The 20,908-nt window shown below is 63.7% G+C and carries 22 protein-coding genes; 12 read left to right on the top strand and 10 right to left on the bottom strand.

Annotated features, from left to right (window positions below):
• The 5 genes from AC1D02_RS02200 to AC1D02_RS02180 all read left to right on the top strand — a co-directional run bounded on the left by AC1D02_RS02200 (position 1) and on the right by AC1D02_RS02180 (position 4,124).
• The gene (locus AC1D02_RS02200) at positions 1-1,461 is read left to right on the top strand and encodes a DUF4178 domain-containing protein (protein WP_477313252.1); all 1,461 of its coding nucleotides are present in this window, start codon (positions 1-3) and stop codon (positions 1,459-1,461) included.
• Between the two features lie 82 nt (positions 1,462-1,543).
• Positions 1,544-1,723 (top strand): hypothetical protein, encoded by a 180-nt coding sequence (locus tag AC1D02_RS02195; RefSeq protein WP_477313250.1) that lies wholly within the window; start codon positions 1,544-1,546, stop codon positions 1,721-1,723.
• A complete protein-coding gene (gene speD, locus AC1D02_RS02190) occupies positions 1,720-2,097 on the top strand; it encodes an adenosylmethionine decarboxylase (protein ID WP_477313248.1) in 378 nt (125 codons plus the stop codon). The genes AC1D02_RS02195 and speD overlap by 4 nt, the downstream gene beginning before the upstream one ends.
• Before the next feature lie 155 nt (positions 2,098-2,252).
• On the top strand, positions 2,253-3,488 hold the full coding sequence (locus AC1D02_RS02185) for a CaiB/BaiF CoA transferase family protein (protein ID WP_477313246.1): 1,236 nt from the start codon (positions 2,253-2,255) through the stop codon (positions 3,486-3,488).
• Positions 3,489-3,605: 117 nt separating this feature from the next.
• Positions 3,606-4,124, top strand: coding sequence for a hypothetical protein (locus AC1D02_RS02180; RefSeq protein ID WP_477313244.1), 519 nt, complete (start codon positions 3,606-3,608; stop codon positions 4,122-4,124).
• A gap of 14 nt (positions 4,125-4,138) precedes the next feature.
• Here AC1D02_RS02180 and AC1D02_RS02175 read toward each other — a convergent pair whose 3' ends face one another.
• Positions 4,139-4,432: a hypothetical protein gene (locus AC1D02_RS02175; protein ID WP_477313242.1), complete on the bottom strand. Its 294-nt coding sequence runs from the start codon at positions 4,430-4,432 to the stop codon at positions 4,139-4,141.
• 173 nt (positions 4,433-4,605) lie between these two features.
• Between AC1D02_RS02175 and AC1D02_RS02170 the strand changes: the two genes are divergently transcribed.
• Positions 4,606-5,400: a hypothetical protein gene (locus AC1D02_RS02170; protein WP_477313240.1), complete on the top strand. Its 795-nt coding sequence runs from the start codon at positions 4,606-4,608 to the stop codon at positions 5,398-5,400.
• Positions 5,401-5,486: 86 nt separating this feature from the next.
• On the opposite strand, the gene AC1D02_RS02165 is transcribed toward AC1D02_RS02170, so the two are convergent.
• From AC1D02_RS02165 to AC1D02_RS02155, 3 genes are all read right to left on the bottom strand, one after another.
• Positions 5,487-5,813: a hypothetical protein gene (locus AC1D02_RS02165; RefSeq protein ID WP_477313238.1), complete on the bottom strand. Its 327-nt coding sequence runs from the start codon at positions 5,811-5,813 to the stop codon at positions 5,487-5,489.
• A 62-nt stretch (positions 5,814-5,875) separates the two neighbouring features.
• Positions 5,876-6,634, bottom strand: a complete 759-nt coding sequence (locus tag AC1D02_RS02160) for a DUF1223 domain-containing protein (protein ID WP_477313236.1) — start codon at positions 6,632-6,634, stop codon at positions 5,876-5,878.
• Between the two features lie 71 nt (positions 6,635-6,705).
• Entirely contained in the window at positions 6,706-7,911 is a 1,206-nt protein-coding gene (locus tag AC1D02_RS02155) for an MFS transporter (protein ID WP_477313234.1), read from the bottom strand.
• Positions 7,912-8,011: 100 nt separating this feature from the next.
• On the opposite strand from AC1D02_RS02155, the gene AC1D02_RS02150 reads away from it, so the two are divergent.
• The gene (locus AC1D02_RS02150; RefSeq protein ID WP_477313232.1) at positions 8,012-8,971 is read left to right on the top strand and encodes a LysR substrate-binding domain-containing protein; all 960 of its coding nucleotides are present in this window, start codon (positions 8,012-8,014) and stop codon (positions 8,969-8,971) included.
• Here AC1D02_RS02150 and AC1D02_RS02145 read toward each other — a convergent pair.
• The 4 genes from AC1D02_RS02145 to AC1D02_RS02130 are packed head-to-tail and all read right to left on the bottom strand — an operon-like array spanning position 8,962 to position 11,445.
• Positions 8,962-9,834 carry a hypothetical protein gene (locus AC1D02_RS02145; protein WP_477313974.1) on the bottom strand — a complete coding sequence of 291 codons (873 nt, stop codon included), beginning with the start codon at positions 9,832-9,834 and terminating at the stop codon, positions 8,962-8,964. The two genes, AC1D02_RS02150 and AC1D02_RS02145, sit on opposite strands and share 10 nt — an antisense overlap.
• Before the next feature lie 17 nt (positions 9,835-9,851).
• Positions 9,852-10,631: a hypothetical protein gene (locus AC1D02_RS02140; protein WP_477313972.1), complete on the bottom strand. Its 780-nt coding sequence runs from the start codon at positions 10,629-10,631 to the stop codon at positions 9,852-9,854.
• On the bottom strand, positions 10,628-11,122 hold the full coding sequence (locus AC1D02_RS02135) for a hypothetical protein (protein ID WP_477313230.1): 495 nt from the start codon (positions 11,120-11,122) through the stop codon (positions 10,628-10,630). Before AC1D02_RS02135 ends, AC1D02_RS02140 begins: the two co-directional genes overlap by 4 nt.
• A gap of 32 nt (positions 11,123-11,154) precedes the next feature.
• Positions 11,155-11,445, bottom strand: a complete 291-nt coding sequence (locus AC1D02_RS02130) for a DnaJ domain-containing protein (RefSeq protein ID WP_477313229.1) — start codon at positions 11,443-11,445, stop codon at positions 11,155-11,157.
• A 126-nt stretch (positions 11,446-11,571) separates the two neighbouring features.
• Here AC1D02_RS02130 and AC1D02_RS02125 point away from each other — a divergent pair, with 126 nt between their 5' ends.
• The 5 genes from AC1D02_RS02125 (at position 11,572) to AC1D02_RS02105 (ending at position 20,212) form a co-directional block, all read left to right on the top strand.
• Positions 11,572-13,323, top strand: a complete 1,752-nt coding sequence (locus tag AC1D02_RS02125; protein WP_477313227.1) for a glutamine--tRNA ligase/YqeY domain fusion protein — start codon at positions 11,572-11,574, stop codon at positions 13,321-13,323.
• Positions 13,324-13,511: 188 nt separating this feature from the next.
• Positions 13,512-15,350 (top strand): CHASE domain-containing protein, encoded by a 1,839-nt coding sequence (locus AC1D02_RS02120; RefSeq protein ID WP_477313225.1) that lies wholly within the window; start codon positions 13,512-13,514, stop codon positions 15,348-15,350.
• Between the two features lie 287 nt (positions 15,351-15,637).
• On the top strand, positions 15,638-16,363 hold the full coding sequence (locus tag AC1D02_RS02115) for a glycine-rich domain-containing protein (protein ID WP_477313223.1): 726 nt from the start codon (positions 15,638-15,640) through the stop codon (positions 16,361-16,363).
• Between the two features lie 348 nt (positions 16,364-16,711).
• Entirely contained in the window at positions 16,712-17,293 is a 582-nt protein-coding gene (locus tag AC1D02_RS02110; RefSeq protein ID WP_477313221.1) for a glycine-rich domain-containing protein, read from the top strand.
• Positions 17,294-17,314: 21 nt separating this feature from the next.
• Positions 17,315-20,212 carry a TonB-dependent receptor domain-containing protein gene (locus AC1D02_RS02105; RefSeq protein ID WP_477313219.1) on the top strand — a complete coding sequence of 966 codons (2,898 nt, stop codon included), beginning with the start codon at positions 17,315-17,317 and terminating at the stop codon, positions 20,210-20,212.
• A gap of 100 nt (positions 20,213-20,312) precedes the next feature.
• Here AC1D02_RS02105 and AC1D02_RS02100 read toward each other — a convergent pair whose 3' ends face one another.
• On the bottom strand, positions 20,313-20,573 hold the full coding sequence (locus AC1D02_RS02100) for a hypothetical protein (RefSeq protein WP_477313217.1): 261 nt from the start codon (positions 20,571-20,573) through the stop codon (positions 20,313-20,315).
• A gap of 111 nt (positions 20,574-20,684) precedes the next feature.
• Positions 20,685-20,888 (bottom strand): hypothetical protein, encoded by a 204-nt coding sequence (locus AC1D02_RS02095; protein WP_477313215.1) that lies wholly within the window; start codon positions 20,886-20,888, stop codon positions 20,685-20,687.
• Between the last annotated feature and the right edge of the window lie 20 nt (positions 20,889-20,908).

Below are 20,908 nucleotides of genomic sequence, written 5' to 3'. Positions count from 1 at the left end.
ATGCAGATCGTATCGTGTCCCAGCTGCGGGGCTGAAGTCCAGTTCAAATCGCATGCCTCCGTAGTGGCGGTGTGCGAGTACTGCCGCGCCACGGTGATGAAGGACGCCGACGCGGTCAAGGACCTCGGCAAGATGTCCTCGGTGCTGGAGGACTTCACGCGCATCCAGATCGGCACCGCGGGCGTGCTGGGCGGGCGCAATTTCACCGTGGTCGGGCGCATCCAGCTGAAGTACTCGGCCGGCATGTGGAACGAATGGTTCCTGATGTTCGACGACGCCGGCACCGGCTGGCTGGGCGATTCGTCCGGCCTGTACACGGCCACCACCGAGATCGACGCCACCGATCCCCTGCCCGCCTTCGACGCGATCGCACCGGGGCAGCTGTACACCATCAACGGCCAGCGCTTCACTGCGTCCGAAAAGCGCGTGGCGCAATGCATCGGGGGCCAGGGCGAGCTGCCGTTCCGCGTTGGCGAAGGCTGGCAGGCGCGCGTGGCCGACTTCCGCGCCGACAGCGCCTTCGTCACGCTCGACTACTCCGTCGGCGACGCGCCGGCTCTGTACAACGGCGTGTCGGTGACGCTGGAAGGCATGAAGTGCCAGCTGCTGCGCGACGACGAGCAGATTAAGGCCAGCGCCGGCAAATACCGCGGCAAACTCGATGCGCTCGAATGCCCGTCGTGCGGCACCGGCATCACGTACCTGCCTGGCGTGACCACTACATTGGTGTGCCCCAGCTGCCAGGCGCAGCTCGATGCGGCCGGCCCGCAGGCGCAGATCCTCGCCAAGAGCGAAAACGTCGAACGGGTGCGCACCACCATCCCGCTTGGATCGACGGCAAAGATTTTCGAGCTCGATTACCAGGTGATCGGCGCCATGGTCCGCGCCGACGACGAAGGCACCGCGTGGACCGAGTACCTGCTGTACAACGCGCGCGCCAATTTCTTCTGGCTGGTGGAGACCAACGAAGGCTGGTCGCGTTCGAGCGTGATGACCACCTGGCCGCGCTGGGATTCGACCGCTGCGAGCAGCGCCAATGTCGAAAACGCCAACTACGAAAAACTGTACGACTATCCGGCGACGGTGCAATGGGCCGCGGGCGCCTTCAACTGGCGCGTGGCGGCGGGCGACGTGGTGCATGTGTTCGAATTCGAGAACGGCCAGACGCGGCTGGCGGCGGAGCTGACGGCGGAAGAGATGACCTGGTCGCGCTCGACCAAGGTGTCTGTCGACCAGCTGAAGGCGTGGTTCGGCAACGCGCTACGCGGCGACCCGCTGAAAAACCTGCCCGACGTCGCGCTGCCGTCGGCGAACGTCGCGACCAAATTCCTGTGGTGGATTCTCGGCCTGAACGCGATCCCGTTGATTTTCAATTTCTCCGGCACCTTCTTCTACGTGGTCCTCGCGATCCTGGCGATCTACCTCCCGGCCAAACTATTTGCAGACAAAGGAAAGCAATGAGCACCGGACCGTATGCAAAGGCGGGGTCAGGTCCGGCGGACCTGACCCCATTTTGGTCGGCGCATCGAATGAGTGTGCACGCGTGAATAACAAATTTTTACTATACGCGGTCGTCGTCACCGCCCTCACCACCGGCACCAGCTGGGTGAAGATGTTCACCTCCGCGGCGAACCGAGGCGCCGGCAGCAGCTGGAGCTCGCACTCCGGCGGCGGCTACTACGGCGGCAGCGGCTACAGCGGCGGTGGCGGCGGCCACAAGTGAACGCTCCCCTGCACCGTCCCGCCGGCGTCCACCTGCTGGCCGACCTGCACGGCGTCGATGGCGCCCTGCTCGTGTCGCCCGAATCGATCGACGCCCTGCTGCGCGAGGCCGCGCTGGCCGCCGGCGCCACCATCCTGCACAGCCACTTCCACAGCTTCGGCCCGCAGCAAGGCGTCACCGGCGTGCTGCTGCTGGCCGAATCGCACATCTCGATCCACACCTGGCCGGAGTTCGGCTTCGCCGCAGCCGACATCTTCATGTGCGGCCGCGCCGCGCCGAACCTCGCGCTTGAAGTAATCGACCGCGCGCTCCAGCCGGAGCAGCGCGACATCAGAACCATTCAACGCGGCGTGCCTGCCTTCCAGGATGAATAGCCTGTCGTACCCGCGAGGGCGGGTATTTATGCTCAGCGTGCCTACCACGAGAAGATCGCTCAGTACGGGTACCCGCCTTCGCAGGCACGACGACGGCGCCGCCGGGCCCACCGATATAATCACCGCATCGTAAAGCCAATGAATAAGGAAGCACCATGACCCCAGAATTACCGAAGGCGCTCGGCCACATCCGCGTGCTCGATTTATCGCGCGTGCTGGCGGGACCGTGGTGCTCCCAGAACCTGGCCGACTTGGGCGCCGACGTGATCAAGATCGAGCGTCCCGGCACCGGCGACGACACGCGCGCCTGGGGACCGCCGTACGCAAAGGACGCCGACGGCCGCGACACCACCGAAGCGGCCTACTACCTCGCCGCGAATCGGGGCAAGCGCTCGGTCACGTGCGACATCGCCACGCCCGAAGGCCAGGCGCTGGTCCGCGAACTGGCGGCGCACGCCGACGTCGTGCTGGAGAACTTCAAGGTGGGCCACCTGAAGCGTTACGGCCTCGATTACGAATCGCTGAAGGCGATCAAGCCGGACCTGGTCTACTGCTCCGTGACCGGCTTCGGCCAGGACGGACCGTACGCGCACCGCGCCGGCTACGACTTCCTGATCCAGGGCATGGGCGGCTTCATGTCGATCACCGGCGAGCGCGACGACCTGCCTGGCGGCGGCCCGCAAAAGGCCGGAGTGGCGATCGTCGACCTGATGACCGGGATGTATTCGACCGTGGCGGTGCTGGCCGCGCTGACGCACCGCGACCGCACCGACGAAGGCCAGCACATCGACATGGCGCTGCTCGACGTGCAGGTGGCGATGCTCGCAAACATGGCCAGTAATTTCCATAACACTGGCAAGGCGCCGAAACGCTGGGGCAACGCCCACGCCAACATCGTGCCGTACCAGACCTTCGCCACGTCGGATGGCCACATCATCGTCGCCACCGGTAACGACGGACAGTACGTCAAGTTCGTCGAAGCCGGCGGCTGCCCCGAACTGGCGACCGATCCGCGCTTCGTCACCAATCCGCTGCGCGTGCAGAACCGCGCGGTGCTGGTGCCGCTGCTCGAAGAGATGGTCAAGCGCCGCACGCGCGACGAGTGGATCGACAAGCTCGAGGCGGTCGGGGTGCCGTGCGGGCCGATCAATGATATCGGCGAAGTGTTCGAGAACCCGCAGGTGCAGGCGCGCGGTATCGCAGTGGACATCCCACATCCGACTGCTGGCAAGGTGACGCTGGTGCGCAGCCCGATGAAGCTATCGGCGACGCCAGCCGGCGCTGCCACCGCACCGCCCCTGCTGGGGCAGCACACCGACGAGGTATTGCGAGAGGTGCTGGGGCGCAACGCTGACGAAATTGCGACGTTGCGCGAACGTGGCGTGGTTTGAACGGGTGCTGGCGACGGTTGGGTGGCAAACCATCGACTGCGATGTGATTTTTAACGCATTTTGAGCGGCTTTCGTTTAGTAACATTCATTCTGCCCTAAACGCACGATTGGATCACGATGACGCCCATCTCGAAAAAGCTTTTTCTACCGCTGCTCCTGTTCTGCGGCCTGCCTTCTTCCCCAGCTAACGCTTGCGTAAGCCTGCCGAAGGAGCGCGCGGCCGAACTGCACCAGCAGCACATAGAAAAATTCAAGAAGGCGGCCTCCGCACTCAAGGAGGAAGCCGACCTGGTTTTCGTTGGTCGTTTGTCCCAGCTGACCTTCAGCAAGGACATAGTGAAATCGCCTTCAGGGCAAGATCAAGTACTGCAAACGCATCAGGCCGTGTTCAGCGTCGATCAAGCGATCAAGGGGCAGTACGTGAACGGCCAGGTGCTCGAATACACGATCAACAAGAACAGGATTTCGATTGGCTGCACCAGGCCTTTTATTCAGTTCCCAAAGGAAACCGGCACCGGCGAGACGTATTTAGTCTACGCGAAGGAAGGCAAGATACTTCGGACGAACCATATTCCCACCGACGCGCAAGAAATGAGCGGACGGGAGGAAGCGGCATTCATCGGCGAGCAGCAATGACCAGATAGCTCCATTTAGCGATCCCAAAATTCTCGCATAAAGACTCGATTCGCACGCCATGAAAAAATTTTCTGATCGTTTTTTTCGCGACGGCGGTTGGCACTTTGATATACACCGGCCTCCTGAGTAACACGCATAAATTCGACTGTTCCGCGCATCCTTTGTTGGCGCGTTTTTTTGGTATTTTTTTCAGCGTTTTGACCGAAGAAAAAAGCAGCGCGATAGACTGTGCGCGGCTGAATGTCGAGGCTGACCCCGCCTCCGCTGTGCGAACGTCGGCGTTGCCAGTTCAGTGACGAGATGCTCACTCAGGACAAAAGAAAAGTACTTAAATCACCATGATAAAGGCGCAGAAGAAATGTCTCGATTGGGTATAGATATCGATACCGGGCTAGTGTACGAAGGACGCGATGGCCCAACACACCCCGTTTGGCCTACACCGCCCATCTGCAACGCTACCTTGATTGAAAAGCCTAGCGACATGCAAAAAGTGCCGCGAAGCTTCCATAGTGCGCCGTTCGGTTGGATATTTGTCGAGACATCATTCGACTTCGGCACACGGATTCGGCGAGGTCGGCTGTTGCAAAACTTTGGAAACGTAAGTCGTGAAATAGTCCAAGTAGAGGCACATCCTGCCGTCCATTCCGACCTGATAAAGGCCGCAAACAATGGTTGGCGCGTACCGAAGAATTTAACGGTTTATATCGAATGCACCGACCTTCTTAGCCTCCCTAACATTGGAGCGGGCACACGGATGATGCTGGGGCAAGCAGACGCAGTTTCGAGTTGGAAAATCGTTCAAATAGAACGCTCGATCGGATCTGACATAATCGTCACACTCCGAGCCGATTCAGCGTTTGGGGTTCTGCCCGAACTAGACAAGAGCAAAATTAATCCAACTAGTTTTGCGAGTGTACAGTCAGCGTATAACAGGGCTCTAGATGCCGCGTATCGCGAATTGCCCACTTCGATAGTAGATCAAAGTAGAAATGCAGCTGTGGTCTTTGTGTCGAGGTGGATGCAAAAAATAGTCGATGCCGAATTCCCACTTGAACAGGACCTTGGTGCCTGGATTAGGACCATAAAGATCCACTTCGGTGACAACGAGAAAGTAGCGCTTCGATCTGCCTTAGAAATCATTAACAAACTTCATCCACGGGGTAAGGATAACGAGCGCCATAAGATGTCGCTAAGAATAGTGAGCGACGATGACGCGACGTTTGCTGTCCACGCGTTGGGTTTCGTGCTGCGTGAAATCGGATGGGAGCGAAATTAAGAACTGAAGGCGCCGATCCTTCCTCCCAACACGGTAGGTAGGCTGGAGCGGCGCGTCCTTCCGGTATCTTTCCACCGGCAACAGAATCAGTGCAGCTTGTGCTTCAGCGCCGACAGCTCGGCATGCACTTTGGTGACAGCCGATTCCACTTGCGGCGAGATGTGCGAATCGCTGCGGCTCAGGCGGCGTGCTTCGTCGCCCATGTCTTCTAGGTCGTCGACGCATTGGATGATGCGCGACTCGTCGTTCGATTTGATGACGTCGCCCGCCGTCCTGGCGTCGCGGGCCATCTTCGAGATGCAGGCCTTCAGGTCCTGTGGCGTATCGGCGGAGGCATTGCAGGCTTGCTCGGCCTGGCCGATGGTTTGCTGGATTTTGCTGAACGTCTGCTGGATTTCGTTTGCTTGCAACATGATGCTACTCCCCATCAAGGTTTGGATTGGTTAGACCCGCCCTCTGATGTTAAGTTGCATTTTCATTTAGCCGGGCTGTCACACACCGGCAGCGAAAATGCCTGCAGCACCTCGCCCTGGGCGGCCTGGACGAAGGCCGTGACGGCCAGGTCGGCCACCGGCGCCCCGCTCGGCAGCGGCAACGCGCGCGCCAGTTGCACGCGGCCGTCGCGCCCGATCGGCAGCGGCGCCAGCCACTCGCGCACCACATAATCGTGGTGCAAAGTGCGGCCGCCGTTTTCGCCGGCAGTGACCCTGCTCGCCACTTTATTATGGACCAAGGCCACGTGCAGCAGCGCGCCGTTGGGACCGTTCGCACTCACCTCGACAGGCAGCCCAGCCGTTGTGGCGCGGCCGAGCGTGATCGCGATTGATGCCTGCGCGGGCTTGGCGTTGATGCGCTTGACCTCGTCGCGCAGGCCGCCGCTCCAATTGCGCAGCTCGCGGCCGTTGATGAAGAACTCGGGCGTGTAGATGGTGCGCGTGTGGACCAGGTCGGACAGCGCGCGTTGGCGTTTGGTGAACACGGCGCTGGAGAACGGGTCCTTCCAGCCGATGGCGTTCCAGTAGTCGACGTGCAGGGAGAGCGGGACTGCTTGCGCGGCACTCACCCCGGCGCCGCGCAGCTCGCTCACAAAGCGGTCGGCCGGCGGACAGCTGCTGCAGCCTTCGGAGGTATAGAGCTCGACCAGCGCTACGGTGTGCGCGGGACTGCGGGCGGTGCAGGTTTGGGCGTTGGCGACGCTCGCCGACAAGGCAAGGAGCAGAACGATGAATTTCATGGCGCCTCCGAAAATGGGGTCAGATCGCGCTGGACCTGACCCGGGCTTTGTCGGGGGCGCGGGAAATATCCTTACACTGTCGCCAACACCGGCGTTGGCAAGGGCGCGAGGCCGCGCAGCTTCACGCCGATCACAAAGCCGACGCACAGTGTACCGCCCAACAGCGCGACCACGCCAGGCCAGCCGGCGGCGCTCCATACAGTGCCGCAGAACGAACCGAGCACGCTGGAGCCGAGGTAGTAGAAGAAGAGGTAGATGGCCGATGCGAGCGCCTTCGGTTCCTGCGCGCGCCGGCCGACCCAGCTGCTCGCCACCGAATGCGAGGCGAAGAAGCCGAAGGTGAACAGGCCCATGCCGAGCACGATGGCGATCAGCGAGCTGGCAAGCGTCAGCAGCAGGCCGCCCAGCATCACCGCCATCACCAGCCACAGCACGTTGCGCCGCCCAAGCCGGTCGGCCAGGCGCCCTGCCCACACCGAACTGAAAATGCCGAGCAGGTAGAGCGCGGACAGCAATCCGACGCCACTCTGGCTCAGCCCATACGCTGGCCCCAGCAGCCGATAGCCGATGTAGTTGTACAGGCTGACGAAGCATCCCATCAGCAGGAACGCCAGCGCGAACAGCCATGGCAGGCCGGGATCGGACAGGTGCTGGCGCACGCCGGTCATCAACGCCGCCAAGCCGCGCTGGCCCTGTTTAAAGTTCTGCGACGCCGGCAGGCTGCGGCGGAATTCCCACGCCGCGTAAAGGCCGGCCACGCCCATCACCGCGAGCGCCACGCGCCACGAATAGAAGTCGCTCAGCACCGACGTAATCACGCGCCCCGCCATGCCGCCAAACGCGCTGCCGCCAATGTAGAGGCCCATCGAGAGGCCCAGCGACGCCGGTTCGATCTCTTCGCCGAGGTAGGCCATGGCGATGGCCGGCATGCCGCCGAGCGCGACGCCGAGCAAAGCGCGCAGCACCAGCAGCTGCGCAAAGTCCTGCGCGAACGCCGACGCCACCGTCAGGACCGCGCCGCCCATCATCGCGGCCACCATCATTGGCTTGCGGCCGATGCGGTCCGAGACGACGCTGGAGAACAACAGCGACAGCGCCAGCGCGAAGCTCGACACCGACAGCGCGAGGCTGCTCTGCGCCGGGGTCAGCGTGAACTGGTGCGCCAGCAGCGGCATCAGCGGCTGCACGCAGTACAGCAGCGCGAAGGTGGAGAAGCCGCCGAACACCATCGCGCGGTTGATGCGCTTGAAGGCGGGGCTGCCGGCGTGGATGGACATGGAATGCTTTCGTGGAGGGACCAGTCCATCTTAGGATTGCGGTTTAATACTGTCCAATATATATTTGAGGCGTTTCTAATACTTTAAAACGATTAATGGCATGGAGTTAAGACACCTGCGCTACTTCATCGCGGTCGCCGAAGAGCTGCATTTCACCCGCGCCGCCGAGCGCTTGCACATCGGCCAGCCGCCGCTGAGCCACGCGATCCGGGTGCTGGAGGCCGACGTGGGCGCGCGCCTGCTCGAGCGCACCAAGCGCTCGGTGCGGCTGACCGAAGCGGGCAAGCTGTTCCTGGCGGATTCTCGCAAGATCCTGGCGCTGGCCGAGCAGGCGGCCGAAACGGCGCGGCGCGCCGAGCGCGGCGAAGCGGGAGAGCTGCGCATCGGCTTCACCTACTCGACGCCGCTGACGCCGCTGTTTGCCGATGTGATCAACCGCTACCGGCAGGAGTTCCCGCTTGTGACTCTGACCTTGCACGAGACGGCGACCCTGCGGCAGCTGGAGGCAATCGGGGACCGCACGCTCGACCTGGGATTCATCCGGCCGCCGGAGGTGCCGGTGTCGCCGGCCATCAAGCTGACGAACCTGCGCGAGGATCCGCTGGTGGCGGTGCTGCCGGCCGCGCATCCGCTGGCGGCCAAACAGCAGATCGCGATCCGCGAACTGGAACACGAGCCGTTCGTGATGTATCCGCCGGGCGCCGGCACCGGCATCTATCCGCAGATTTTCAGGCTGTGCCGCGAGGCGGGCTTCGTGCCGCGCGTCGGTCAGACGGCGGGCGAGGCGTCGACGATCATCGGCCTGGTGGCGGCGGGCAGCGGCGTGACCTTGCTGCCGGCGTCGTTCGACCGGATCAAGATGGATGGGGTGTGTTATCGGCCGATTGTCGACAAGGGGGCGACGACGATGCTGCTGCTGGCGCAGCGCGGCGGGGAACATGCGCCGCTTGTCGATGCGTTTGTGGCGCTGGTCACGGCCGCGGCCCAACACCTGGGGTCAGGTCCGGCGGACCTGACCTCGCCCTTGTCGGCGCCGCGTGCCAACAGCCGTCAGTCGTAATTGGCTTCGAGCTCGGAGCCGGCGTAGTTCTCCAGCTCCGCGAACAGCGTCTTCATCGCCGCGCGCGTCCGAATCTTCAGCAGCACCGTGCAGTGCTCGCGGTACGACGCGATCCGCTCGGCCATCACGGCCTGGTGCTGCGCCGGGATCTTGGCCATCAGCTCGGCCCACCCGGCGTCGCAGTCGGGCTTGTTCTTTCGCACCGATCCCACCAGCCGCTCGAACTCCTTCTGCCCGGTGCGCGCGACAATCCGCCCGCCGCCTTCGATCGCGAAAATAATCGCCAGCGCGATCACGCCTTCCGCATTCAAATCCGGATCGTTGATCGGACCTTCGTAGTGATGGCGCCGCAGCCAGCCGGCCGCGCGCACGATCGCCTGTACGCCCTTGCGCTGCTTCAGCTGCAGCTGATAACGCTCCGGCCCCGACCAGTTCTGGCCTGGATCGGCGCTGCAGATGTCGACGAACAGCTCCTTCAACCGCCGCTGCATGTACACCGGATCCTGGTCGTACTCGCCGACCAGCGCATCCTCGGGCAGCGCCGACAGTTCCTTGATCATGCGGAAGCCGACCTGGAATGCCGCCTCGGCGCCCTCCCCGATCAGGTACTCGAGCGCCGTCTCGTCGTCGGTCTCTTCGATCGCATGGTCGATCCCCAGCGACACGCCGCCCACCGTCAGGAAGAACGCGCGCTGGATGCCTTCGGCGGTGCGGTCGTTGGTGAACTTCTCTGCCACCATCGCGGTGATGCCGGCCAGTTCGTCGGCCAGCATCACCGCGTCGTCGTCAACCGGCCGCGCGCCGAGCGCGCGAATCGCCCGCACCAGCCGCGGCAGCTTTTCTTCGACGACCGCAATCTGCATCGTGCTCGCTTCGGCCATCACGAGAAGATGTCCGTGCCGATGCTCTTGCGTGCGCCGGCCTTGCGCACGATGCTGCGCGTCGTCGGCACTTGCTTGCGCAGGCGATACAGCAGTTCCTTGGTCGAACGCTGCAAAAACTTCGGTTCGTCGTCCGGATCGTCCGAGAACTCGGCGTCGGCCAGGTCGGCGCTGTGGCGGAAGTCGGGGAACAGTTCGAACAGCGCGCGGTCCCAGCCGTCTTCGCTGGCCTTGGCCAGTTCGATCGCCAGCGGCACGATGTCGCTGTCGCCCGAGGTCAGGCCGGTGATGTAGCTGCCCTTCGAGATGATCTCGCCGGCCACTTCCAGGATCTCCTTCGGCGCCATCGAGAACAGGATCGCGAACACGGTCGACCCATGGTCGCTGGCGGACGCCTGCTCGAGCAGTTCGCGGCGACGGTCTTCGTCGTCGGTCGAGAACACCACGCCGTGCACGTGCGAGAACAGGGTCTCGGCCACGCGCTCCGGATCGTCCTCGATCTGGTCGTCGGACCAGGTGGCGGCGATGAAGGCCAGGCTGTCGGCCCACGCTTTCGGCGGCACCAGCAGCGTCGCCAGCGAGGTCTTGCCGCCGTCGAAGCCGGACAGGTGCAGCGCGGTCACTTGCGGCGCCAGCGTGCCCAGGACTTCGACCACGGCCAGGTCGCCGTGCGCCTCGACGGCGTCGGAAAACGCCTGCTCGGCGTGGCTCAGCGAGCCGGCCAGCACCAGCTCGCTGACCTGCTTCGACAATGCGGGCAGATTGGAACTCATGATCAGTCCTCCTGGTCGAACATCTGTGCGAAGTCGTCGGTGACGTCGTCCTCGTCGTGCTGGTCGTCGCCGTCGTCGTTGCGGGTGATCTGCTCGAGCGACTGGTCGTCGTCGTCCCACTTGCGCGGGTGCTTGAACAGGAACGCCGTGATGATCGCCTGGCGCGCCAGTTCGGGGTGGTTCTCGGTCATGGCCGCATACATCTTGCCGGCCTCGCCGTCGCAGGACGCCATCGCGAACACCTGGGCCGGGTCGCCGCCTTCGTATTGGCCGGCTTCGCGCAGCAGGCCCTTGGGATCGGAGAACTTGATGTGGTCGACCAGCGCGAAGCTCATCATGTTGACGTCTTCGATGCCGCCGCCGCTGGCGTATTCGCCGGCCAGCGCGTCCTGCATCAGCTTGTAGTTCTTGCGGTCGGGCGGGTCGCCCAGGATGCCGTCGATCTGGCCCTCGAGTTCACGGGACTGATAGGCAAATTCGGGATGTACTTTTCTCATTGGGGATTCTTTTCTCTACTACGTTGTATGGCTCAGGCGGGCAGCGCGACGCCGTTCAGGTTGAACAGCGAGCGCCACAGTTCGAACGCTTCGGCCTCGGCGTCGAGGATGATGCGATGATTCACGCTCTGGTCGTATTCCGCGCGCTTGGCGTGGTCGGACAGGATTTCGTAAGCCTTGGTCACGCTCTTGAAGCGCACCTCGGCCGCCGGGGCGTCGTTGCGGTCCGGGTGGTAGCGCATCGCCAGCGAGCGGTAGACCTTCTTGATCTCGTCGTCGGTCGCATTCGGCGCCACGCCGAGAACGGCATATAAATTTTCCACGTGGAATCCTTGGCGTTACAGCCAAAACCATTAAAGCGAGATTATCCTATAGAACGCGCCGGCCCGCCCAAGTTCCCCCTTCCATACGGTAAAATGCCGCAACCCCATCATTCTTAAGCCTTTTTAATGAGCAACGATAAAAATAATGCAGCGCCCAACGCGCCTTCGTCGAATTTCCTGCGCGCCATCGTCGAATCGGACCTGGCGGCCGGCACCCACGCGCGCGACGGCTTGCCGCCGGTCATCACCCGCTTCCCCCCGGAGCCGAACGGCTACCTGCACATCGGCCACGCCAAGTCGATCTGCGTGAACTTCGGCATGGCGCGCGACTACCGCGGCCTGTGCCACCTGCGCTTCGACGACACCAATCCGGCGAAAGAAGAGCAGGAATACGTCGACACCATTATCGATACGGTCAAATGGCTGGGCTTCGACTGGGAAGAAGCGGGCAAGAGCCACCTGTACTACGCCTCGGACTATTTCCAGCAGCTGTACCTGATGGCCGAATACCTGATCACCTCGGGCCACGCCTACGTCGACAGCCAGAGCGCCGAAGACATGGCGAAGAACCGCGGCAACTTCGGCACGCCGGGCACCAACTCGCCGTTCCGCAACCGCCCCGCCGACGAGTCGCTGGCGATCTTCCGCGACATGAAGGCCGGCAAGTACAAGGACGGCGAGCACATCCTGCGCGCGAAGATCAGCGAAGACGGCATGGCCTCGCCGAACATGAACATGCGCGACCCGGCGATCTACCGGATCCGTCACGCGCACCATCATCGTACCGGCGACGACTGGTGCATCTACCCGATGTACGACTACACGCACCCGATTTCGGACGCGCTGGAAAACATCACGCATTCGCTGTGCACGCTCGAATTCCAGGATCACCGCCCGTTCTACGACTGGCTGCTGGCGACCCTGGCCGAAGGCGGCTTCTTCAAGGCGCCGCTGCCGCGCCAGTATGAATTCGCGCGCCTGAACCTGACCTACGTCGTCACCAGCAAGCGCAAGCTGCGCCAGCTGGTCGACCAGGGCATCGTGTCCGGCTGGGACGATCCGCGCATGCCGACGCTGGTGGGCCTGCGCCGCCGCGGCTACACGCCGGAATCGATCCAGCTGTTCTGCGAGCGCATCGGCGTGTCGAAGGCCGACGGCTGGATCGACATGAGCACGCTGGAAGGCGCGCTGCGCGACGACCTCGACCCGAAGGCGCCGCGCGCGACCGCGGTGCTGCGTCCGCTCAAACTGATCATCGACAACTTCCCGGAAGACAAATCCGAGGAATGCACCTCGCCCGTGCACCCGCACTTCCCGGAGCGCGGCCTGCGCATCTTCCCGATCACCAAGCACCTGTGGATCGAGCAGGAAGACTTCATGGAAGTGCCGGTCAAGGGCTACTTCCGCTTCTTCCCGCCGGTCGGCGACACGCCGGGCAGCCGCGTGCGCCTGCGCCACGGCTACGTGGTCGAGTGCACCGGCTACGACAAGGACGACAGCGGCGCCGTCACCGCGGTGCACGTGAAGTATTTCGAAGACAGCAAGTCGGGCACCGAAGGCTCGAACGCGTACAAGGTCAAGGGCAACATCCACTGGGTCAGCGCCGCCACCGCGCTGGAAGCTGAAGTGCGCCTGTACGACCGCCTGTTCACCGAAGCGCAGCCGGACGCCGGCGGCAAGGACTTCATCGCCGCGCTCAATCCGAACGCGCTGGAGACGGTCACCGCCTACCTCGAGCCGGGCATGAGCGCGGCCGAGCCGGACCAGCGCTTCCAGTTCGAGCGGCACGGCTATTTCGTCGCCGACCGCGTCGACAGCAAGCCGGGCAAGCCGGTGTTCAACCGCGTCACGACCTTGAAGGACAGCTGGGTCAAGTAAGCCGCCCGACTGCGCAGGAATCCCGCTCCGGCAAGTGCCGCGGCGGGATTTTTTACGTCCGCGTTGCGCCTCCTAGTCGTTCTGCTAGCTACGCGCAGGCGCGATTGTGCGTACCTTAATTTATGCCAATGCGTCCAATTCAATCCACGTAGCTGCCGCCGCCAATCATGTCATTCAGGGCCAGTCAATTGAAGCAGCCTATCGCGACGAGGCCGGCATTCTGGATCGGCGCCCTGCTCACCTGCGGGGTGGGCCTGGCCTTGTATTTCGCCACCGCCCGCGCCAACGAAAGCGCGGCGCAGCAGCGCTTCGATAACATGGCGCGCAGCGCGCGCACCACGCTCGAGGGGCGCATCAAAAGCTATAGCGACGTGCTGCGCGGCAGCGCCAGCCTGTTTCAGACCACCACCAACCTGACGCGCGACCAGTTTCACCGCTACGTGGACGGCCTGGGCCTTGAAAAGGCGTTCCCCGGAATCGAGACGATCAACTACGCCCGCTACGTCACCGAAGCCGAGCGCCCGGAGTTTGAAGCGGCCATGCGCAAGGAGATGGCCGTGCTGGCGAGCGGCTATCCCCCGTTCCGCATCACCCCGCCCGGGAAACGCGACAGCTACACGGTGCTCACCTATATCGAACCCATCTCTGCCTGGGGAAACCGGTTCGGCGCCGATATTTCCGCGAAAGGCAACGTGCCCGCCCTTGAAGCGGCGCGCGACAACGGCGAAATATCCGCCTCCGGCATGCCGATCGTGCCGCTGTCGGGAAGAAATCGCACGGGACTGGCGATGCGCCTGCCAATCTATCGCAGCGACATGCCGACGGCGACCACCGCGCAGCGCCATGCGGCCTATGTCGGGTCGGTCGGCATCGGCTTCAGCGTCAACAAGCTGATGCAAGGCGTGCTCGAGCAGATGCCGGTGCGTGACGTGAGAATGACGCTGACCGACGTCACGGACCGGACCGAAGCGAGCGCCGCCACCCATCGGATCATGCTGTTCGACAGCCACGCAACCGAGGCCGCGCCCTCCCCGCCCGAGGCATTGGCCGACCGCTGGACCTTCGTCGCGAATTTGCCGATGGAATTCGGCAAACGCAGCTGGGAGGCCCGCTTCAGCGTCAGGAAGGCAAATCTCTACACCGAATTCGAAGTCTACCTGCCGTGGCTGGCGATGCTGGCCGGCTCGGTCAGCACCTTGTTGCTGTACACCTTGTATCACACGCTGGCCTCATCGCGCCGCGGCGCCGTGGCCCTGGCCGAGAGCATGACCCAGGAATTGCGCGCCAGCGAGTCCAAGCTGCAAATGTCGAATGAGAACCTGCGCCGGCTGGCCGCGCACGCCGACCACATCAAAGAAGGCGAGCGCAAGCGCATTGCGCGCGAGATCCACGACGACCTCGGGCAGAACCTGCTGGCCCTGCGGATCGAAGCCGACATGCTGTCGGCGCGCACCAGCGAACGCCATCCGCGCCTGCACGCGCGCGCCCAGTCGACCCTGCAGCAGATCGACGCGACCATCAAGAGCGTGCGCCAGATCATCAACGACTTGCGGCCGAACGTGCTCGACCTTGGCCTGAACGCGGCAGTCGACTGGCAAATCACGGAATTCCGGCGCCGCACCGGCATTCTCTGCGAGCTGGTGGAGAACCATCAGGAGATCCAGGTCAGCGACCGTTGTGCCACTGCCCTGTTCCGCATCTTGCAGGAATCGCTGAGCAATATTTCGCGACATGCCAAAGCGAGCCGGGTGCGCATCGAACTGCGGGTCGAACGCGGCTGGATCGCGATGACGGTCGGCGACAACGGCGTCGGCCTGCAGACGAATGGCCGCCACAAGCCCGGCTCGTTCGGCCTGGTCGGTATCGAAGAGCGCGTGAATATCCTCGGCGGCACCTTCGAGGTTACCAGCGGTCCGGCCGCCGGCACCACCATCCAGGTGGCGGTACCCGCATTCGGCGACCCGATCGCGCCGGCCGCGTCCGCCGAGACGCCCGCGGCGCTGCCCGTGCCCATCACATTGGCCTAATCAGCCTTCACTTGTCCTACGCAGACACTTCGCTCCCGCCGTAGGAGCGTGTCGGCGCATCCACATCCCAATTAGGAATCGACTGCTTATTTTGTTGACCGAAGTCAAGTTCCACTCAGCCTCCGTACGCAAGAATTACCTCACTGCTCGGAATCAATACCAGCAGAGCCAGGCCGCCCCCCACTCGGGGATTCCATCAAGGAGGATCCAGAACCGTGAGCGTGAACGACGAAGTTTGAAGTAAATTATAACTAATAGTTACAAACTCCAAATACTAAGGATATGCCATGAAACCGAACGCAGAATTCAACACGATCGCCGCCCTTGACCTGGACCCGATCAAAGTCAAGCTGATGCACAAGGAGTCCGGCGAAGGCTGGTCGCTGGAGCATGCCAATGCCATGGAATTCGAATACCGGCGCTTCCTGTACCTGATGAAAAAGTTCCCGCAAGAGCAAACCGCGCCGCTGTTCGACGTCGACATTTTCTGGCACTACCACATCCTCGACACGATGAAATACGCGGCCGATTGCGAGCAGGTGTTCGGCTATTTCCTGCACCACTTTCCGTACATCGGCCTGCGCGGCGAAGACGACGAGGCGGCGCATCACCGGATCGGCGTGCGCATGCAGGAACTGTATGAAGAGACGTTCGGCGAGGCATATCATCAGCAGGATGCGGCCGCCGGATCGGCAGCGCGCGGCGCCTCGGTGACAAGCGCCTGGTCGTCCGCGACCGCGAAAACGGCCTGGTCGTCGGCCACTGCAAAAACCGCCTGGTCCTCGGCGACGGCGAAAACCGCGTGGTCGTCGGCGACGGCGAAAACGGCATGGTCGTCGGCGACCGCGAAAACGGCCTGGTCCTCCGCCACCGTGAAGACCGCCTGGTCATCGGCAACGGCCGCTGCCAACGACCGCGCCGCAGCGTCGCCGGGCGGCGCAGCCGACCAGGCGCGCGCAGTCCAGGCCGGGCACTTCTATTCGGAGCGGCCGACCCTGTCCGCGGCGGCGTAGCAAGCGCACTGCAGGCCAGCAAGCCGCAGGCGGAAACGCCATCCACCTCAGGGCCGCCTTCGTCGCGGCCCTTGTTTCGTCATCCGCGCCCGCCCCGCGACGCCCCATTGACGCGACCGGCGAGCGCCACTTTCCTCCTCAGGGACCGCGCCCGCGCGTTGATCAATACGTGGGTCAATTGATAATTCTCAACGTCCGCGCACATCAATTGCAGCATATTTGCTTTTCGTCATATCAAACAATGTCGTTGAGACAATGGCCTACTGGAAATGGCCCAATTCTCGGCTGTCAGCAAGCGTTGAAAAGGCGAACCGACCTTCCATGAATTTAACAAGAAAGGATTCAAGCATGATCTCCTTCAATGACTTCGCTGCGATCGCCGCCCTCGACCTCGACCCGATCAAAGTGAAACTGATGCGTCAGGACGACGGCAAAGGATGGACCCGCGAGCAGGCCGATACGGTCGAAGTCGAATATCGGCGCTTTCTGTACCTGATGAAAATGTTCCCTCACGAGCCGACCGCCCCGCTGGTCGACGTCGACACCTTCTGGCACTACCACATCCTCGACACGATGAAATATGCCGCCGACTGCGACCAGGTGTTCGGCTACTTCCTGCACCATTTCCCTTACATGGGCCTGCGCGGCAAAGCAGATGCGAAAGCGCTGGCGCAGATGGGCCAGCGCATGCGCGAACTGTACGAAGAGGTGTTTGGCGAAAGCTATATCCGGCCTGTGGCCGATCGCAGCCCACGGCTGCGCGGCCCGGCGCAGCCGGCCTACTGCACCAGGGCCGCGGCCCAGCCGGCATACTGCACCAGGGCCGAGCCGGAGGTGGCCGGCAGCGGCAGCAGCGCAAACGACTGCGCGCCCGCTGGCACGTTCATTGGTGGCCACCGCACCGATCGCCCTGCCCTCGCCCGGGTGTAGGCTTCCATGATGGCGCCTGCCATGGACTGCGAGACAATACTGGCGCGCAGGCTGCGCCGGATGCTTTCGTGCGTCGCCGTGGCCAGCCTGGCGCTTGTACCGCAGTCGCCGCGGGCGCAGGAAAAAATGGAGGTGGTCGTGGTCACCGGCACCCGGATCACCGCGCCGGGCACCACCTCCAACAGTCCGATTTCATCGATCCGGGCCGACGACATCACGGCTTCCCAACCGATCGCCGTCGAAGAATTTTTCAAGAACTTGCCGGCCGCGGCGCCGGCAATGGGACCCGGCACCAACAACGGCTCCGCCGGCGCCGCCACCGTCGACCTGCGCGGCCTCGGCCCGAACCGCACGCTGGTGCTGGTCAACGGGCGCCGGCTTGTCCCGTTCAACCTGAACAGCGCGGTCGACACCAATGCCGTCCCGCTGGCGTTGATCAGCCGCGTCGACCTGATCACCGGCGGCGCGTCGGTCGTGTACGGCGCCGATGCGGTGTCGGGCGTGGTCAACTTCAACCTGAAGCGCAACTTCACCGGCGTGGAGTTGAGCACCTCGTACGGCGCCACCACCGGCCAGCGCGACGCCAGGCGCCGCCGCGCCGACCTGACCGTCGGCGCCAACCTGCCCGACAACCGCGGCAGTGTGGTGCTGAGCGTGGGCAAGACGCGCGCCGATCCGCTGACCCAGGGCGCGCGCAGCTACGGCGTCACCAGCCTGAACTCACTGAACGGCGCGCCGACCGGATCGACGACCACGGTGCCGTCGGCGTTTTCGACCAGCAAGGGCGCCGGCGGCAGCGACGCGCTGTCCGGCGTCTGGCAGATCGATCCGGCCAGCGGCGCGCTGGTGCAGCCGGTCCAGCTCTACAACGGCAACCCGCCCAACTATTACGTGACCGGCTTCGACCGGACGCAGGCGACCTCGCTGGGCAACTTCAGGTTCAACGAACATGCGGAAGCGTACGCCGAACTGCTCTACACCGACAGCAAGGTTGGCGCCAGCATCGCCGAGGCCGGGACCTTCAGCAGCACCTTCAATGTCCCGATCGGCAATCCCTTCATTCCCGCCGCGGCGCGCCAGCAATTGTGCGCGCGGCGCGGCATTGCCGCCGCCAGCTGCGTCGAAGGCGACCCCACCATCGTCCCGCTGATGATCAACCGACGCTTCGTCGAACTGGGACCGCGCCACTTCGACTTCGATACCCGGACGCGCCAATACACGGTCGGCCTGAAGGGTGCGCTCACGGCCGACTGGACCTACGACCTTTACTTTAGCCGCGGCGACGCGGACCAGGCCCAGACGCGCGTCAACTGGGGCTCGCAGTCGAAGCTGGTGCAGTCGCTGAATGCGCTCAGCACGACCGCCTGCGTCAACCCCGCCAACGGCTGCGTCCCGCTCAACGTGTTCGGCGCCGCCGGCTCGATCACCCGCGACCAGCTCGATTTCATCAACCTCAGCACGCTGATGCTGCAGTCGCTGCGGCAGGACGTCGGCGCGCTGACCGTCTCCGGCGACCTGGGCCGGCGCCTGGCCAGTCCGCTCGCCGCGCGACCGGTCACGCTGGCGCTGTCGCTCGAGCGGCGCAAGGTGCGCGCGTCCACGCAATCGGATCCCGCCTTGCAGATCGCCGGCGAGGTGCTGGGCAATACGGCGACGGCGCCGGATCGCTCGGGCGCATTCGATCTCAGGGAGTACGCGCTCGAAACGCTGGTGCCGCTGGCGAGCGACAAGCCGCTGGTCAAGGCGCTGAATCTGGAATTCGGATATCGGCGCACCGGGTTTTCCACTGCCGGCAAGTCGCTGCGCTACGGCAGCTGGAAGTCCGGCGGCGCGTGGGCGCCGGTGCAATCGCTGCGCCTGCGCGCCATGGTCCAGAAGGCGACGCGCTCGCCGAACATCAACGAATTGTTTGCCCCGCTGGTCTCCGGCCTGTCCAACCTGGCGGTCGATCCGTGCCAGGGCAGCCGCATCAGCCAGGCCGAGTCGAACGTGGCGGGCACCCTGTCGAACCTGTGCCGGCTGACCGGCGTGCCGCAAGGCGAGATTGGCGCGGTGCCGGCGCCGACCACGGGCCAGATCAGCATCCAGACCGGCGGCAACCCGGCGCTGGGGCCAGAGGAAGCGAAAACCCGCACCATCGGCTTCGTGTGGGAACCGCTGCCGAGATTTGCGCTGACGGTCGACTACTACAAGATCGATATCGACAAGGCGATTTCGAGCCCGAGCACCACCGACATCGTCGACGGCTGCTACAGCACCGCGTTCAATCCGGGCCTCGCGCCAAACGCCTCCTGCGCATTATTGGGCCGCAATACGGTGACCGGCAGCTTCAACGGCGTCGAGGCAAAAGGCGTGCGGCTGGCGCTGTCGAACCTCGGCACGCAGAACATCAGCGGCGTCGATGTGAATGTGGCTTACCGGCTGGGTGCGGGGACTTTCGGCGTCGATGCGCGGTTCGGCAGCATCGAACTGGGCGCCGGCTTCAACCAGGTCCAGCGTTTTCGCTTCCGTGCCACGCCGGCCGCGATGGAACGCGATTGCCTGGGCTTATACAGCGTGGCCTGCGGCGGGCCGACCTACAAGCGCAAGTTCAGCCAGCGCACCACCTGGACGGCCGGCGCCTTCTCGCTCGGCTACCACTGGCGCTATGTCGGCAGCGTGATCGAGGAGCCGGGAGGCGCCGAGTTCCTGCCGGCGTTTGCGCGCATCGCCCCCTACCACTACGTCGATGTCAGCGCCGGGTGGAACGTGTCGCGCAAGCTGCGCCTGAACATCAGCGTGAACAACGTCGCCGACAAGCGTCCGCCGATCGTCGGCGGCACGATCGGCACCACCGCCACCAACGGCGGCAATACCTTCCCGCAGTATTACGACGCGGTGGGGCGCTACGTCACGTTGGGCGTGCTTCTTAAGTTTTGATCGGCGCCGGCGACCAAGGCGGGGACTAGGCGTCCCCGTCGCTCCGCCGGACCTGACCCCAGAATTTCGGCTGCGGCTCGGACCTGAATGGGGACTGAAGTCAGCGGGAACGTGGGAGGGAGACGGCGCGCGATGCGGCGTACATCCAGTCGAGCAGGAGCTGCGCGGTCAGTTGGCCGCAGGCCGATGACAACATGCAGAACTGCAGCAGCGCGGTGTCCTCGTGCGGTGCCTCTTCGAGGCGCCAGCCCAATTGGCGGCGGATCTCGGCCGGCGCCGGCGGCGGACGGTGCGCCGCCTCGCGCCGCATCATGTAAGCCCGCACTTGCTCCTTGGTCGGATGAGTGATCTGATGGTCCATGATGGCTGGCGCATGTGGAAAGATCGGAAGGGTGACATCTTCACGATAGAACCTGTGGGCAATGATGGCTTGACGATTGTCAAACGTACGCGCAAACCCTACAGGCTGGGCCTATTTCTTCTGGGTGGCCTGGTAAAGGGTCTTGGCATCCTTGTGGGCGTTGTCGAGCGTGCGCAGTTTGTCGTCCTGGTCGTGCGGCACGAAAAACTCGGCATCCTGCGCCTTGACCACCAGGTCGATGGCGGCGGCGTCGCTCAGGTTGTATTTTTCAGCGATCAGGGTGGTTACTTCATCCAGGTATTCTTCGTAGGTCATGGCGCTCTTCCTTGTTGGGA

This window comes from Massilia sp. P1_C10 (genome assembly GCF_056406475.1).
The sequence above is the reverse complement of the archived record's forward strand: the minus strand, read 5'-3'. Positions and strand labels throughout refer to the sequence as shown.